General features: G+C 69.8%; 13 protein-coding genes and 1 rRNA gene. 9 read left to right on the top strand and 5 right to left on the bottom strand.

Features of this window, described 5'->3' with window-relative positions:
* Positions 1-19: 19 nt before the first annotated feature.
* The 3 genes from ACIHIX_RS32745 to ACIHIX_RS32735 form a co-directional block, all read right to left on the bottom strand.
* Positions 20-1,780: a serine/threonine-protein kinase gene (locus ACIHIX_RS32745; RefSeq protein ID WP_399962567.1), complete on the bottom strand. Its 1,761-nt coding sequence runs from the start codon at positions 1,778-1,780 to the stop codon at positions 20-22.
* A 22-nt stretch (positions 1,781-1,802) separates the two neighbouring features.
* On the bottom strand, positions 1,803-2,507 hold the full coding sequence (locus tag ACIHIX_RS32740; protein ID WP_399962565.1) for a trypsin-like peptidase domain-containing protein: 705 nt from the start codon (positions 2,505-2,507) through the stop codon (positions 1,803-1,805).
* Between the two features lie 119 nt (positions 2,508-2,626).
* Positions 2,627-3,541, bottom strand: a complete 915-nt coding sequence (locus ACIHIX_RS32735; protein WP_399962563.1) for an oxidoreductase — start codon at positions 3,539-3,541, stop codon at positions 2,627-2,629.
* Positions 3,542-3,612: 71 nt separating this feature from the next.
* Between ACIHIX_RS32735 and ACIHIX_RS32730 the strand changes: the two genes are divergently transcribed.
* From ACIHIX_RS32730 to ACIHIX_RS32690, 9 genes are all read left to right on the top strand, one after another.
* The gene (locus tag ACIHIX_RS32730; protein ID WP_399962561.1) at positions 3,613-4,215 is read left to right on the top strand and encodes a TetR/AcrR family transcriptional regulator; all 603 of its coding nucleotides are present in this window, start codon (positions 3,613-3,615) and stop codon (positions 4,213-4,215) included.
* Between the two features lie 265 nt (positions 4,216-4,480).
* Positions 4,481-5,809, top strand: a complete 1,329-nt coding sequence (locus tag ACIHIX_RS32725) for a peptidase S8 (protein WP_399962559.1) — start codon at positions 4,481-4,483, stop codon at positions 5,807-5,809.
* Positions 5,810-5,919: 110 nt separating this feature from the next.
* The gene (locus ACIHIX_RS32720; RefSeq protein ID WP_399962557.1) at positions 5,920-6,207 is read left to right on the top strand and encodes a hypothetical protein; all 288 of its coding nucleotides are present in this window, start codon (positions 5,920-5,922) and stop codon (positions 6,205-6,207) included.
* A gap of 358 nt (positions 6,208-6,565) precedes the next feature.
* Positions 6,566-6,874 (top strand): hypothetical protein, encoded by a 309-nt coding sequence (locus ACIHIX_RS32715; protein ID WP_003991275.1) that lies wholly within the window; start codon positions 6,566-6,568, stop codon positions 6,872-6,874.
* Between the two features lie 179 nt (positions 6,875-7,053).
* Positions 7,054-7,866 (top strand): hypothetical protein, encoded by an 813-nt coding sequence (locus ACIHIX_RS32710; RefSeq protein ID WP_399962555.1) that lies wholly within the window; start codon positions 7,054-7,056, stop codon positions 7,864-7,866.
* On the top strand, positions 7,856-9,202 hold the full coding sequence (locus ACIHIX_RS32705) for a hypothetical protein (protein ID WP_399962553.1): 1,347 nt from the start codon (positions 7,856-7,858) through the stop codon (positions 9,200-9,202). Before ACIHIX_RS32710 ends, ACIHIX_RS32705 begins: the two co-directional genes overlap by 11 nt.
* Entirely contained in the window at positions 9,199-10,758 is a 1,560-nt protein-coding gene (locus ACIHIX_RS32700) for an SCO6880 family protein (RefSeq protein WP_399962551.1), read from the top strand. The genes ACIHIX_RS32705 and ACIHIX_RS32700 overlap by 4 nt, the downstream gene beginning before the upstream one ends.
* Positions 10,759-10,772: 14 nt before the next feature.
* Positions 10,773-12,200, top strand: coding sequence for an ATP-binding protein (locus ACIHIX_RS32695; RefSeq protein ID WP_399962550.1), 1,428 nt, complete (start codon positions 10,773-10,775; stop codon positions 12,198-12,200).
* 18 nt (positions 12,201-12,218) lie between these two features.
* On the top strand, positions 12,219-13,679 hold the full coding sequence (locus ACIHIX_RS32690) for a TraM recognition domain-containing protein (RefSeq protein WP_399962548.1): 1,461 nt from the start codon (positions 12,219-12,221) through the stop codon (positions 13,677-13,679).
* Here ACIHIX_RS32690 and ACIHIX_RS32685 read toward each other — a convergent pair.
* Positions 13,668-14,222 carry a GNAT family N-acetyltransferase gene (locus ACIHIX_RS32685; protein ID WP_399962994.1) on the bottom strand — a complete coding sequence of 185 codons (555 nt, stop codon included), beginning with the start codon at positions 14,220-14,222 and terminating at the stop codon, positions 13,668-13,670. The genes ACIHIX_RS32690 and ACIHIX_RS32685 overlap by 12 nt on opposite strands.
* A gap of 80 nt (positions 14,223-14,302) precedes the next feature.
* A 5S ribosomal RNA gene (gene rrf, locus ACIHIX_RS32680) occupies positions 14,303-14,395 on the bottom strand; the annotation flags it as partial.

The following is a 14,395-nucleotide window of genomic DNA, read 5'->3' as shown; positions in this document are numbered from 1 at the left end:
GGAGTCCGCCCGGGTCAGTTTAGGAGCTTCCCCCATGGAATCCGTGGCAACCGATCGTCTCGTAATCCGTCGGGGCGCCGCCGGTGAGGTGGTAGAAGACGACGGTCCAGTCGCCGGGGTCGTCGGCGACGGGGACGGCGTCATAGGCCTTGCCGGCCGGCGTGTGCTCCTGGAAGTCGTCGGGGTAGACCAGTTCGACGTCCCCGCCTTCCTTCCAGTGGGTGAAGATGTCCGCCGGCCTGCTGGTGGCGCCGATGGTCTTGTTCTCGCCCGCCTCGTACGGCAGGCCGGTCTCCGGATCGAAGTCGCGCGGCGACTTCACGCCGACCGAGACGTAGTACGGCGCCGGCTTCTTCTTCAGCGTCTCCGCGTACTTGAACCGGAAGGTGATCCTCGCCCGCTGCCGGACGTTCCCGCCGTCGGGGCTGTCCGCGTCGGTGGCGCTGAACTGAAGTTCCATCGGCGCGCTCGCCGCTGCGACCGGCGTGCAGTCGCCCCTGCCCTCCGCGGCCTCGGCGGGGTCGGTCGAGAGCGTCCAGAAGTCCTTGGAGACCTTGTTGTCCACGAGGTAGGCGGGTGGCTCGAACCCCGTGGCCGAGCCGCTCGCGGACGCCGACGCCGTACCCCCGCCCTGTGCCCGAGCCCCACCGTCGCCCCGCCCGTCCTGCATCCGCCACGCCACCACGGACCCGGCGACGAGCACGGCCGCGACGGAGACGGCCACCAGCCAGGGTCTACGAAGGGAGCGGCGCGGCGGCTCGGGCGCGGTCGTCGGCACATGGGTCGGGACGTAGGTCGGGACGTGGGCCGGGACGTAGGTCGGGACGTAGCCCGGGCCGACGGTCGGCCGGTGCGCGGGGGCGGCCGGGACGCCGTGCCCCGGGGGCACCAGGCCCGCCGCCCGCGCCGCCCGGAGGTCGGACGGTGCGGCCACGGAGTCGGCGGCCAGACGGCCGTAGAACGGATCCTCGGCGAGCGCGGAGGACACCGCACAGCGCGCGATGACGGCGTCCGGCCCCGGCCGCGCCCCCGGCTCCTTGGCCACGCATTCCTGGATCAGCGCGGCGAGCCCCGGCTCGACCCCCGCCACGTCGATGTTCTCGTGCACCACGCGGTACGACACCGCGTGCGCGGGCCCGCTCCCGAAGGGCGGCCGCCCGCTGACGGCGTACGCGAGGGTCGCGCCCAGCGCGAACACGTCCGCCGCCGGGCCGACCTGGTCGCTGATCAGCACCTCGGGGGCGGTGTATCCGGGCGTCCCCGGCGTGAGCCCGGTCCGCGTCAGGGCGGTGTCGGCGGCGCCCCGGGCGATACCGAAGTCGATGAGCTGCGGGCCCTGCGGGGAGAGGAGCACGTTCTGCGGCTTGAGGTCCCGGTGGGTGACGCCGTACGCGTGGACGGCGGCCAGCGCCTCGGCGAGTGCGGCGAAGAGCCGCCGTGCGCTGTCGGCGGGCAGCGGCCCGTGCGCGGCCACGGCCGCGCTCAGCGTGGGTCCGGCGACGTACTCGGTGGCCAGCCAGTACGGCGCGGTGTCCAGCGAGGCGTCGATGAGGTGCGCGGTGTAGGCACTGCGCACCGCCCGCACGGTCTCCACCTCCCGCCGGAACCGCGCCAGCGTCTCCGGATGGTCGGTGATCTCGTCCCGGATGACCTTGACGGCGACGTGCCGTCCGCCGGGCGACCGCGCGAGATACACCTGCCCCATGCCACCGGCCCCGAGCCGCGCGAGCAGGGTGTACGCGCCTATGTGCGCCGGGTCCCGTTCCCTCAGTGCGTCCACCGAAGTGACCTTGCCACATGGATCAGTTGGCCGCCCGGCGGTACAACTCCGCGGCCTGCCGCCCCAGAACGACGCTGTACGAGATGTCGTCCGTGACCCCGCCCCCCTCGTGCCCACCCAGCACCCCGACGACCTGCCCGTCCCCGTTCACCCACGGGCTGCCGCTCGTCCCGCCGCTGAAGTCGGGGCAGTCGATGCGCTGTTGCGTACGGCTGTGCGCGATCGGCTTGTCGGTGCAGCGGACGGGCACCTCACGGGAGTTGGGGTAACCGGTGACGGTCACGGCGGTGGCGCCGGTGGCGGTGCCCGGGGTGAAGCGGTTCGCGCCGACGACGTCCTCGATGTCGCGGCCCTGCCGCTCGGCGACCGTCGCGAAGGCCACGTCACTGTCCTCGTCCCACCCGTCGGGCAGAACGCGCCCGGTGACCCGCCATCTCCCGTACGGAGCCTCGCCGTTCCGGTAACCCGGCACGAACACGAGGTCGTCCTCGTCGCCGTCGAGACAGTGGGCGGCGGTCACCAGGAGATCCCGGCGCGCGCTGTGCACCACGGACGCCGTGCAGAAATGCTCACCGCCCGTGAACAACGCCCCGACTCTCACCGTCTCCACACCCGCTGCCGCGACGACGGTGACACCAAAGGGCCCCGGCCCGTCGTCGGCGGCCGCCTCGGAGGCGGAGGTGACGGCGAGCAGCACAAGGGCGACACAGAGGGGCATGTGCTTCATCAGAACCACTGTGACCGACAAAGGTGAGAGCAGCATCAGGACCGCTCCGGCCGCAGGGGCCCGCGCCTCGGGAGGGCCCTGGCCCGGTCGCCGCCCCGGGGCCCCTGCCGCGGAAGGCCCTAGCCCCGTACGGCCGCCTCCAGCGGGAACCGCACCCCCGTCATCTCCTCCGACACCGCCCACAGCCGCCGCGCGGCCACCGTGTCGCTCGCCGCGCGGGAGCGGCTGACCAGGGTCGGGGCGCCCCGCCACTCGCCCATCCGGTCCGGGCCGACATAGCTCGCGCCGGGGATGTCCTCGGTCGCCGCGAACAGCGTGGGCAGGGCACCCGCTCGGTCGTCCTGGGCCATCAGCCTGTTGCCGATCGCCATCCCCAGCCGCATCAGCGCACTGGCGTGGTGGCTCTGGAGGTTGGTGGCGGCCCAGCCGGGGTGGGCGGCGGTGGCGCGCACGGAGGAACCCGCTTCCGTCAGGCGCCGCTGGAGCTCCAGCAGGAACAACAGGTTCGCCAGCTTGGACTGGGCGTAGGCGCGGGTGGGGCTGTAGTGCGAGGTCAGGTTCACATCATCGAAGTGGATCTTCTGGTCGCCGAGCCGATGCGCGCTCGACGCCACCGTGACCACCCGGTCCGTGACATACGGCAGGAGAAGGTTCGTCAGCGCGAAGTGCCCCAGGTGGTTGGTGCCGAACTGCATCTCGAAGCCGTCCCGCGTCCGCTGCTCGGGCAGCATCATCACGCCGGCGTTGTTGATCAGCAGACTCAGCGGTCGGCCTTCCCAACCCTCGGCGAACTCCCGCACGGAGGAGAGGTCCGCGAGGTCGAGCCGCCGCACCTCGGTGCTGCCGTTCACCCCCGCCGCCGCGGCCTGCCCCCGCTCCACGTCCCGTACGGCGAACACGACGTGCGCGCCCGCCCGGGCCAGCCCTTCCGCGGTGCGGAGCCCGAGGCCGCTGTTGGCTCCCGTGACGACGGCCGTACGGCCCGCGAGGTCAGGGAGGTGGGTCAGGTTCCATGCGTTCTGCTTCTCAGCCATGACCTCAATGTAGGCGTTGCCAACAATGCTGTCAATGACAACAATGATGACGGCGCCAACATGCGGATACGATGATGCCCATGTCCATGAGCCGCCCCTACCACCACGGAGACCTGCGCTCAGCGCTGCTCACCGCCGCCGAGCGCACCCTGCGCGACAAGGGCGCCGTCGCGCTGTCACTGCGCGAGCTGGCCCGGGACATCGGGGTCAGCCACGCCGCCCCCGGCCGGCACTTCAAGGACAAGCAGGCCCTGCTCGACGCCCTGGCGCTCGACGGCTACGACCGGCTCCTCCAGGCCCTCACCACCGCCGACGACGCCACGCTCCCGTTGCAGCCCCGCCTCACCGTGCTCACCCGGGCCTATCTGCGGTTCGCCACCGACAACGCCGCGCTGATCGAGCTCATGTACTCCCTCAAGCACGACCCGGACGCCTCCGAGCAGATGGCCGCGGCGGCCGAGCGCACGGTGGGATCCCTGGCGGCGATCGTCGCCGCGGCCCAGGAGCGCGGCGAGATCATCGAGGGCGACCCGGCCATGCTCACCCTCACCGTGGGCGCCGCGCTGCACGGCATCGCCACCTTCGCGGCCAACGGCCACACCGACGCCCAGGCGGCCGTCGACGCGGTCGACACCCTCGTACACCTGCTGCTGCACGGCCTGTTGCCTCGATAGCCACTTGTTGTGCGTGCGCTGTGCACACAGTCAAGGCACAGCCAACACACGGCCATCGGGCCGCCATTGATCAGTAAGCCCCCACGCCCCTGAGTCATGCGGAAGTCAGAGTTCCGCAACGCGCCTTGTTGTCACGTACTCAACAAGGGGATGGTCTTCGCGGGTCGCCGCCCCCACCGGGAACCTCACCGGTGGTCCCCCACCGCAGGCCTCTGCAACCCCACTTACAGGAGGCTGTACGTTGCGTACGCCCAACAACCCCCACATGTCCGGCAGATGGCGCAAGGCGGGCTCCGCCGCCGCGGCCACCACCGCCCTCCTCCTCGCCGGCCTCGGCACCGCCGCCCAGGCCCACGCGGACACCACCCCCCACAGGGCGAGCCCCTCGGCCATCGCCGCCCAGGTCGCCAAGGCGCATGTTCGGTACGAGAGTTCGTGCGCCACGACCCCCAAGAAGGGCTACGCGGCCTGCAACGCGCTCCGCGTCACCGCGGGCACCACGGCGTACATGGAGAAGCAGGCCGCGCTGAAGGGCGCGACCCCCAAGTCCCTCAAGCCGAACGCCACTTCCGCCACTCCCACCGGCTACGGCCCGAGCGACCTCCAGTCCGCCTACGGCCTGACGTCCGCGTCCGCCTCGAACGGCTCCGGCGAGACCATCGCGATCGTCGACGCGTACGACGACCCCAACGCCGCTGCCGACCTGGCCACTTACCGCTCGTACTACGGCCTCCCGGCCTGCACGACGGCCAACGGCTGCTTCAAGAAGGTCAGCCAGACCGGCTCCACGACCTCCCTGCCCACCGCCGACAGCGGCTGGGCCGGCGAGATCTCCCTCGACCTCGACATGGTCTCGGCGATCGCCCCCAACGCCAACATCCTCCTCGTGGAGGCGAAGTCGTCGAGCATGGCCAACCTGGGCACGGCCGTGAACGAGGCGGTCAAGCTCGGCGCGAAGTTCGTCTCCAACTCCTACGGCGGCTCGGAGTCCTCCTCCGACACCTCGTACGACACCTCCTACTTCAACCACCCCGGCGTAGCCATCACGGTCAGTGCAGGCGATGAGGGCTACGGCGCCGAGTACCCGGCCGCGTCCAAGTACGTGACGGCGGTCGGCGGCACCAAGCTCTCCACCTCCTCCGCCAGCCGCGGCTGGACGGAGTCCGTCTGGAACACCAGCAGCACCGAGGGCACCGGCTCCGGCTGCTCCTCGTACGACACGAAGCCGACCTGGCAGACCGACACGACCTGCACCAAGCGCATGATCGCCGACGTCTCGGCCGTCGCCGACCCCGCCACGGGCGTCTCCGTCTACGACTCCTACGGCTCCGACGGCACCGGTTGGAACACCTACGGCGGCACCAGCGCCTCGGCCCCCATCATCGCGTCGGTGTACGCCCTCGCGGGCACGCCCGGCAGCAGCGACTACCCCGCTTCCTACCCCTACGCGGCGGCAGGCACCTCAGCCCTCAACGACGTCACGTCCGGCAACAACGGCACCTGCACCACGAGCTACTACTGCACCGCCAGGTCGGGCTACGACGGCCCGACCGGCTGGGGCACCCCGGAAGGCGTGACGGCCTTCACCGGCTGAGCGGTACCGGTATCGCCGTACCGACACCGGTACTGATACTGAGGAACGGGCTGTGGCGACGAGCCGCGGCCCGTTCGTCCGTCATGGCCGATACCCACGGGGGAGCTCACATGAAGCGCACACTCGCAGCCCTTGCCACCGTCGCCGTACTCGCCGCACCGCTGCTGACAGCCTGCGGCAGCGACTCGAAGCCCGTCACCGGCACCGTCGTCGGCAAGGACACGGACAACGAGTGCAAGACGAAGCGGAAGAACGGCAAGAAGACCCGCAGCTGCCACACCGAGTACGAACTGACGGTCCGTACGAAGAGCGGGGACGAGGAGGAGGTGGACGTCAGCAGCAGCGCATACGACTCCTGCGCCGAGGGAGCGGCCTACCCCAAGTGCACGACGCGCTAGCGACCGCGAGCCGCGTCGCCCTCTCCACCTCGGAGCGGGTTATGTCACTCAGCGCCCTGCCCGCAACAGTAGGGGGAGATAGCCTTCACCCGCAGAACATGGGTGCCACAAGCGCACCAGCTCGTAAGAGGGGCTAACGACGGAACCACACGACAGGTTCCGCTCAGGCCTCATTGCCCGGCGTGACCTGCCGTGATACACAGAGTAACCGGACGAGTACCAGACAAGCATTCGTACGAAACCCGCCAATCAATGACGCCAAGTCGACATACGACGGCGGATTTGTCGGCGACAATGAGGCCTGACCTCTGCGCACCCGCAGGGGAAGCGGAACTACCCACCAGGGGCGGTGACTTACATGCTCTTTGCGGCCGACAAGGGAGACATCAACACCATCATCGGCGGGATCGCTCCGGACTGGGGCCCCTTCGGCAGCCTGGGCAACGAGGCGAAGGTGATGATCGAGGTCGTGATGGCGGTGGCCATCCTGCTCTGCCTCGGCATCGCCATCTGGGGCGCCGCGAAGCAGCGCATCGGTGCGACCGCGCTCCGCGACACCTTCAGCGCCGAGCAGGGCAAGGGCCTCATCATCGCCGGCCTCACCGGAGTCTTCATCATCGGCTCACTCGGCACGCTGTTCACCATCGTGTACGGCATGGCGGTCTAGCCACTCCGGGCACGCCCGGCCCTTCACCTCGTCCCCAACACCCACCCGCCCGTCGTGCCCACCGGCTGAGGTTGCGTTTCCCTGATGTCCAGTCACCACACCGCGCCCGCGCGGGAACCAGCACGGCTACCGTCGTATGCCTACGAGTTTCCGCACGACGTCGAGGGGGCGTACGCGGCATGAGTCTCGGGGACGAACGCGAGACCTCCGGCGGTTACGGGGGCACGGGCCAGACCCGCACGCGCCTGCCGGACAGCGGTGGCGGCGACGGGTACGGCGGGACACGCAGAGCCGGCCGCTCGTCGTCCCGAAGCCTCGTCACGGTCGTCGGCGTGGTGGTGGTCCTCATCGCCGCGATCGCCTTCGCGAACCGCGGGGGAGACGACTCCGCCACAAAAACCGGCGGCACCGACAAACCGGCGACCTCACCTACGGCGGCGACCGGGGAGACACCGGTGAAGTCGGGGTTCGCGCGGGATGAGCAGGGGGCGCAGAGTGCGGCGGCGAATTATGCGGTTTCTCTGGGCTCGGCCGAAATGTTCAACAAGACCCGGCGTGACGCCATCCTGAACGCCATCATCACGCCCTCCCGGGTCTCGCAGTTCGAAGCGACCCTGGACAAGGCATACACACCCCAGTTCAACAAGAACGTCGGACTCAACGAGGACGGCTCCACACCCCAGGGCTACACCTTCGTATCCCGTACGAGTCCGATCGGCACCAAGGCCACGCAGGCATCCGCCGACGCCGCGACCGTCGAGGTCTGGTGCAGCGGCCTCCTCGGCCTGGCAGGCGAGAACTCCACCAACCCGGTCACCAGCACCTGGTTCACCATCACCATGCAGCTCCAGTGGACCGGTGGTGACTGGAAGATCGTGACGCACTCCCAGAAGGACGGCCCCTCGCCGGTACCCGGCGATGACAGGGCCTCCAGCGCCGACGAGATGGCTAAGGCCGTCGAAGAGTACGGAGGGTTCACCTATGCCCGGTAGCCGACGCGTACTCAGGCTCTCTGCTGTCATCACGGCCGCGCAGACCACAGCCGTTCTCATGGCCACGCGCGCATTCGCCGCACCCACGCCTTCGCCCACGCCGTCGCCCTCAGGCAGCAACGACCCCTGCGACCTGATCCACGGCCCCGCCAAGGACTACTGCGAAAAAGGCCAGGGCACCGGCTCCGGCGGATCCACCACCCTCGACCCCACCTCCTCCCTCGACCCCCTCTCCTCCCTCGCCAAGGGCTGTGCCGACGCCGCCTCCTGGACCGTCGACAAGCTCAGTGACGCCGTGAAGGACACCGCGAACGTCGACTTCACGAACCCCAAGTTCCTCCAGCAGTACGCGGTCGTCTTCGCGGCGTCCACCGTCCTGACCCTGCTGCTGTGGCTGCTCGCCGTCGCCAAGCGCGCGGTGCGAGGCGTCCCCCTCACCACCGCCATCAGCGAAGCGATCGGGTTCCTCTGGCTCACCGTCCTGGCCTCGGCCTTCACCCCGCTGATCCTCTACACCGTCGTATCGGCCACCGACGGCATCACCGAGGTCCTCGCGAAGTCGACCGGCGACCAGACGGACACGTTCTTCGGCACCTTCTCCGGCGCCCTCAACAAGGGCGAGGACATCGGCGGCGGCCCGATCATGCTGATCGTCGTCTCCCTCGTCAGCATCCTCGCCGCGGGCGTCCTGTGGCTGGAGCTCGTCATCAGGGCCGCCCTGCTCTACGTCGGCGCACTGCTCGGCACCGTCGTCTACGCCGGCCTCGTCGACAAGAACCTCTGGGGCCACGTCCGCCGCTGGGCCGGCATCATGATCGCCGTCATCCTCGTCAAACCGGTGATCGTCATCGTCCTCGGCCTCGCCGGCGCGCTCTCCACCGACGACGGCCCCGACGCGTTCTCCGCCGTCGTCTCCGGCCTCGCCATCATCCTGCTCGCCATCTTCGCCTCGGCGATGATCTACCGCTTCGTCCCCGGCTTCGGCGACGAGATCGCCGGCTCCCGCAACAACCGCATCATGCAGGGCGCGGAAGGCAAGGCCGCGGCCGTCATCAGCTCCCCGGCCACCCTCGTCGCCCAGGGCATCAAGACCCACAGCACCCGCGCCGACAACAACGGCGGCGGACAAGCCTCCGGCGGCGGTGCCCGCCCCTCCAACCCGGCCTCCGGCGGCGTCGCCGCCCACAGCACGCGCGGCTCGAACGGTGGCGGCGGTGGCGGCGGATCTGTCCCCTCCGCCGCCCCCTCGCCCCGGTCGAGCAGCCCGGTGAACACACCCCATGCCAGCAACACCCGCAACAGCAGTAACAACCGCACGGGAGGTGAAGGGCGTTGACGACCGAGTCCCACGTGTCCCATCCGGTCACGCCCCGCCGTACATATCTGATCGGCCGCGCCCGGCCGAACGCGATCGTCGGCAGAAATCGTGAGACCGGCGAGATCGCGCTCATCATCGGCGGCGCGTTCCTCGGCATGATGTGCGGGCTCATCGTCCCGGTACTGTCCCTGCGCATCGTGCTGCTGATGGGCTTCCCACTGCTCGCGCTCGCGGCGGTCTACGTGCCGTACAAGCACCGCACGTTCTACAAGTGGTTCGAGATCAACCGCAGCTACAAGCGGACCCTCAAGCAGGGGACCGTGTACCGCTCGGGCGTCATGGAGGCCGGCACCCGCACCGACGGCCGTGAGGTCGAGATCGGCCCGCCCCCCGGCATCGGCCGCATCAGCTGGCTGGCCGCCCCCTTCGGCCCCGACGAGATCGCCGTACTGCTCCACGCCGACCGCAGGACCGTGACGGCCGCGATCGAGATCGAGGGGCCCGGCGTCGGTCTGCGCGACTCCGAGGACCAGGAGGCGCTGGTCGACCGGTTCGGCACCCTCCTCAAGCACGTGGCCAACGGCGACGGCTTCGTCACCCGCCTCCAGATGCTCGCCCGCACCCTCCCCGCCGACCCCGACGCCCACGCCAAGGACGTGGCCGTCCGCGGCGACGAGAAGGCACCGGGCTGGCTCATGCAGTCGTACGACCAGTTGCAGTCCATGGTCTCCACCAGCAGCGAGCAGCACCGCGCGTACCTGGTCGCCTGTATGCACTACACCCGCGAACTCTCCGCCGAGGCCCACGCGATGGCCCGCGCGGCGCGCCCCCAGTCGGGCCGCAAGCTGGACCGCGACGCGGGCCTGGCGGTGGTCATGGCGCGCGAGCTGACGGACATCTGCTCCCGCCTCCAGGAGGCGGACATCCGCGTACGACAGCCACTGGGCCAGGGCCGCCTCGCCTCGCTCATCCACTCCATGTACGACCCGGACCACCCCATCGACCACATCCAGGCGATGACCAGGCGCAACGCCTGGCCGGCCGAACTCGACGCCATGGAGCCGACGTTCCTTCAGGCGAAGACACGCGAGTCCTCCACCCGCGCACCCTGGTGCCATGCCACGGCCTGGGTGAAGGAGTGGCCGATGACCCCGGTGGGCGTGAACTTCCTGGCGCCCCTCCTGGTCCACACCCCGGACGTCATCCGCACGGTCGCCGTGACGATGGACCTCGAACCCACCGAGGTCGCCATCGAGCGCATGCTGACGGAGAAGACGAACGACGAGGCGGAGGCGTCCCGCGCCGCCAAGATGAACCGGACCGTCGACCCCCGTGACGTCGCCTCCCACAACCGTCTCGACCAGCGCGGCGAGGACCTCGCGAGCGGCGCGGCCGGCGTCAACCTGGTCGGTTACATCACCGTCTCCTCCCGCAACCCCGAGGCGCTGGCGCGCGACAAGCGGACCATCCGGGCCTCTGCCGGAAAGTCGTATCTGAAGCTGGAGTGGTGCGACCGCGAGCACCACCGCGCCTTCGTGAACACACTCCCGTTCGCCACCGGAATCCGAAGGTAGGGGCTGAGTCGCCGATGCGGGATCCGCTGTCCGTCCTGACCGACGCCTTCACGTCCTTCCTCTTCGGCAAGGTCGAGACCACCCGTCTGCCCGTCCGCACCTCCACCGGCCAGGCCCAGGCGGTCTACCTGCCCACGGCGGCACCCGGGTTGGGCGACTCGGGCGTGATCATCGGCCGCGAGGTCTACTCCGGCAAGGGCTACATCTACGACCCCTTCCAGCTCTACGGCCAACAGCTCCCGGCACCCCACTGGCTGGTGCTCGGCGAGTCCGGTAACGGCAAGTCGGCGCTGGAGAAGACGTACGTCCTACGGCAGTTGCGCTTCCGCGACCGCCAGGTCGTCGTCCTCGACGCCCAGGGCGAGGACGGCGTCGGTGAATGGAACCTCATCGCCCAGGAGTTGGGGATAACCCCCATCCGCCTGGACCCGATGGCCGCCCTGGACATGGGGATCCGCCTCAACCCCCTCGACCCCGCGATCACGACGACGGGCCAGCTCGCGCTGCTGCGCACCATCATCGAGGTCGCACTGGGCCACGGCCTGGACGAGCGCTCCGGCTTCGCCCTGAAGGTCGCGCACGCCTACGTCAACGAGACCATCGTCGAACGCCAGCCGGTCCTCACCGACATCGTCGAGCAGCTACGGCATCCCGAGCCGGAGTCCGCCGAGGCGATGAACGTCGACATAGACGACGTACGCGCGTGGGGCCTCGACGTCGCCCTGGTCCTGGACCGTCTGGTCGACGGTGACCTGCGCGGCATGTTCGACGGCCCGACGACGGTCGGCATCGACCTGGACGCCCCGCTCATCGTCTTCGACCTGTCCCACATCGACCGCAACTCCATCGCCATGCCCATCCTCATGGCGATCGTCGGCGTATGGCTGGAGCACACCTGGATCCGCCCCGACCGGAAGAAGCGCATCTTCCTGGTCGAGGAGGCCTGGCACATCATCAACAGCCCCTTCGTGGCCCAGCTCTTCCAACGGCTGCTGAAGTTCGGCCGACGGCTGGGCCTGTCGTTCGTGGCGGTGGTCCACCATCTGTCCGACGTCGTGGACGGAGCGGCGGCCAAGGAGGCCGCGGCGATCCTGAAGATGGCGTCGACGAGGACGATCTACGCCCAGAAGGCGGACGAGGCCAGGTCCACCGGCCGGGTGCTGGGCCTCCCCCGCTGGGCGGTGGAGATCATCCCGTCCCTGACACCGGGCATCGCCGTGTGGGACGTCAACGGCAACGTCCAGGTGGTCAAACACCTGATCACCGAGACGGAACGCCCGCTCGTCTTCACCGACCGCGCGATGACCGAGTCCTCCGCCGACCGCGCGCTCACGGACGACGCCCTGCGCGCGGCCGAGTTGGAGGCGGAGGAACGGGCGGCGGCCTTCATGGAACAGCACATGGAGCAGCACATGGGCGACTCCGAGTCGACGGTGGCGTAGGCAGGGAGGCGGGCAGTGGTGAGACCGGACAACCGCCGTCGGCAGGAGGGCCAAGGGAGTCAGGGAGGCCAAGGGGGCGTCCCTGACGGGCTGTTGGTCGGCATACTCGCCTTCCTCATCGGCATGACCCTGCTGGTCTGGTCGGCCACCGGTCTCGCCGGCCTGTTCGCCCACGGCGGCTGGCCCGACGGCGTCACGTTCACCCGTACGCCCCTGGCCATGCGCCAGTTGATCGGCCGCCCCCACGACATTCCGGGCGCGTGGCCCGAGACCCCGGCGGCCCAGCTCTCCGGGTACGGGCTGTTCTGGGGCCTGCTCATCGGGCAGTTGATGGTGCTGGTCGTCCTCACCGTGTTCGTACTGGGGACGGTCGCCCGTTGGAAGGCGGTACGACGGGCGCGAAGGGAAGCGCCTCAGCCGGCGCCGCGAACCGATGCCGTGGAGCAGCCACGCACGCCTCCCGAGCCCGCCGTCGAGAGAGTCACCCACCACGAGGTGCCGACACCGAGGACGGAACCGGTACCCGAGCCCACGCCGGTGGCGGTACCCGCGCGCGTGGAGAAGGTACTGGTCGCCCCCAGGGAGACCCGCCATCTCACGGCGATCCAGGCGGTACGCGACGCGGAGGGCCCCACCCTCGTCGTCACCTCGAACCCCGCGGTCTGGTCGGACACCAAGGACGCCCGCGCCAAACTGGGCCCCGTCCACCTCTACGACCCCACCCACCTCTGCGACACCCCGGCCCGCCTCCACTGGTCCCCCACCGCAGGCTGCGAGGACAGAGAGACGGCGAAGGCGAGAGCCGCGGCGCTCCTCACCCCGGTCCGCCCGACCGCCCGCCTCGACCAAGCGGTCAGCGACACCGCGGAAACGCTCCTGCGAAGCTATCTGCACGCCGCCGCCATAGACGGCCGCACCATCCGCCACGTCCACCGCTGGTCCCAGGGCACCCAGATCCAGGACGCGGTCCGCATCCTCCGTACGAACCCGAAGGCGGCCCCCGGCGCGGCGGGCGAACTGGAGGCCACCCTCACGGCCCACCCGGAACGCCGGGACATCGCCCAGGAGTTGACCGGCCGAGCTCTCTCCGCGCTCTTCACGGTCAACATCCGCGAGGCCTGCACTCCAAACCGAACTGATGGCCTCGCCTTGGATTCCTTCGTCGATGAAGGGGGCACGCTTTACGTAGTGGGGGAGTCCATCGAGGACCCAAGGACCAACCCAGGCGCGATGCCACTCCTGACGGCCCTCGTCTCCAGCGTGGTCGAGCGTGGCCGGCGCATGGCCGAACGGTCATCATCCGGTCGCCTCGACCCACCACTGGCCCTCGTCCTGGACGACGTCGCCGCCGTGGCCCCACTTCCCCAGCTCCCGGAGCTCCTGACCACCGGAGCGGACCGGGGTCTGCCTACCCTGGCCCTGCTCCGCTCCAGGGAACAGGCAAGGTCCCGCTGGCCGCACGACGAACTACCGGTCTGAACTCGCCTCCATGACGAACTCCAACTCGTTCTCCCCCTCATGCCCCTCCAAGGGCACGACCTTCCCGCTCGGCACGAACCCGGCCTTGCGGTAGAACCCCTGTGCCCGCGGGTTGTCCTCGTGCACGATGAGCCGCACAGCCTCGACCCCACGCCCCCAGGCCCATGCGAGGGCCGCGTCGAAGAGCGCCTTGGTCACCCCGCCCCCACGCCACTCGGGCCGCACGAACACCCCGACGACATGCCCTTGCTGCCGCTCCACGGGGAACCCGGCCCAGTCGGTGGAGCCGGCCTCCTCGATGAGTACGACGACGGACCCGACCCATGTGCCGTCAGCGGCCTCGGCAACGAACTGCAGAACCCCACCGGCCGGATCAGATCCCCCGGCGGCCCGCTCCTGCCAGAAGGAGTCCGGCCGGGCGACGGCGTCCTCGTAGGTCTCCAGAAAGGCGACGGGCGCGGCGGGGTCCTGCAACGAGACCAGCCGCAACTCCCTCACGGCGGGCCACTCGTCGGCGCGTATGGAACGGATCTCGAAGTTCATGCTGCTCATGCTGATCACCGTAGCCGAAACGCAGAAAACCCCCGTACCGATTAACCGGTACGGGGGTTTTCTCAAAATTTGTTCGGCGGCGTCCTACTCTCCCACAGGGTCCCCCCTGCAGTACCATCGGCGCTGTAAGGCTTAGCTTCCGGGTTCGGAATGTAACCGGGCGT

The sequence above is a fragment of the Streptomyces sp. NPDC051913 genome, from assembly GCF_044593635.1.
Taxonomy (GTDB): domain Bacteria; phylum Actinomycetota; class Actinomycetes; order Streptomycetales; family Streptomycetaceae; genus Streptomyces.
This window is presented reverse-complemented; position numbering and strand designations above follow the sequence as displayed.

Coding starts and splice junctions, on each gene's coding strand:
- ACIHIX_RS32740 (WP_399962565.1), bottom strand. CDS start 2,507: ATGAAGCACATGCCCCTCTGTGTCGCCCTTGTGCTGCTCGCCGTCACC.
- ACIHIX_RS32735 (WP_399962563.1), bottom strand. CDS start 3,541: ATGGCTGAGAAGCAGAACGCATGGAACCTGACCCACCTCCCTGACCTC.
- ACIHIX_RS32730 (WP_399962561.1), top strand. CDS start 3,613: ATGATGCCCATGTCCATGAGCCGCCCCTACCACCACGGAGACCTGCGC.
- ACIHIX_RS32725 (WP_399962559.1), top strand. CDS start 4,481: ATGTCCGGCAGATGGCGCAAGGCGGGCTCCGCCGCCGCGGCCACCACC.
- ACIHIX_RS32720 (WP_399962557.1), top strand. CDS start 5,920: ATGAAGCGCACACTCGCAGCCCTTGCCACCGTCGCCGTACTCGCCGCA.
- ACIHIX_RS32715 (WP_003991275.1), top strand. CDS start 6,566: ATGCTCTTTGCGGCCGACAAGGGAGACATCAACACCATCATCGGCGGG.
- ACIHIX_RS32710 (WP_399962555.1), top strand. CDS start 7,054: ATGAGTCTCGGGGACGAACGCGAGACCTCCGGCGGTTACGGGGGCACG.
- ACIHIX_RS32705 (WP_399962553.1), top strand. CDS start 7,856: ATGCCCGGTAGCCGACGCGTACTCAGGCTCTCTGCTGTCATCACGGCC.
- ACIHIX_RS32695 (WP_399962550.1), top strand. CDS start 10,773: ATGCGGGATCCGCTGTCCGTCCTGACCGACGCCTTCACGTCCTTCCTC.
- ACIHIX_RS32685 (WP_399962994.1), bottom strand. CDS start 14,222: ATGAACTTCGAGATCCGTTCCATACGCGCCGACGAGTGGCCCGCCGTG.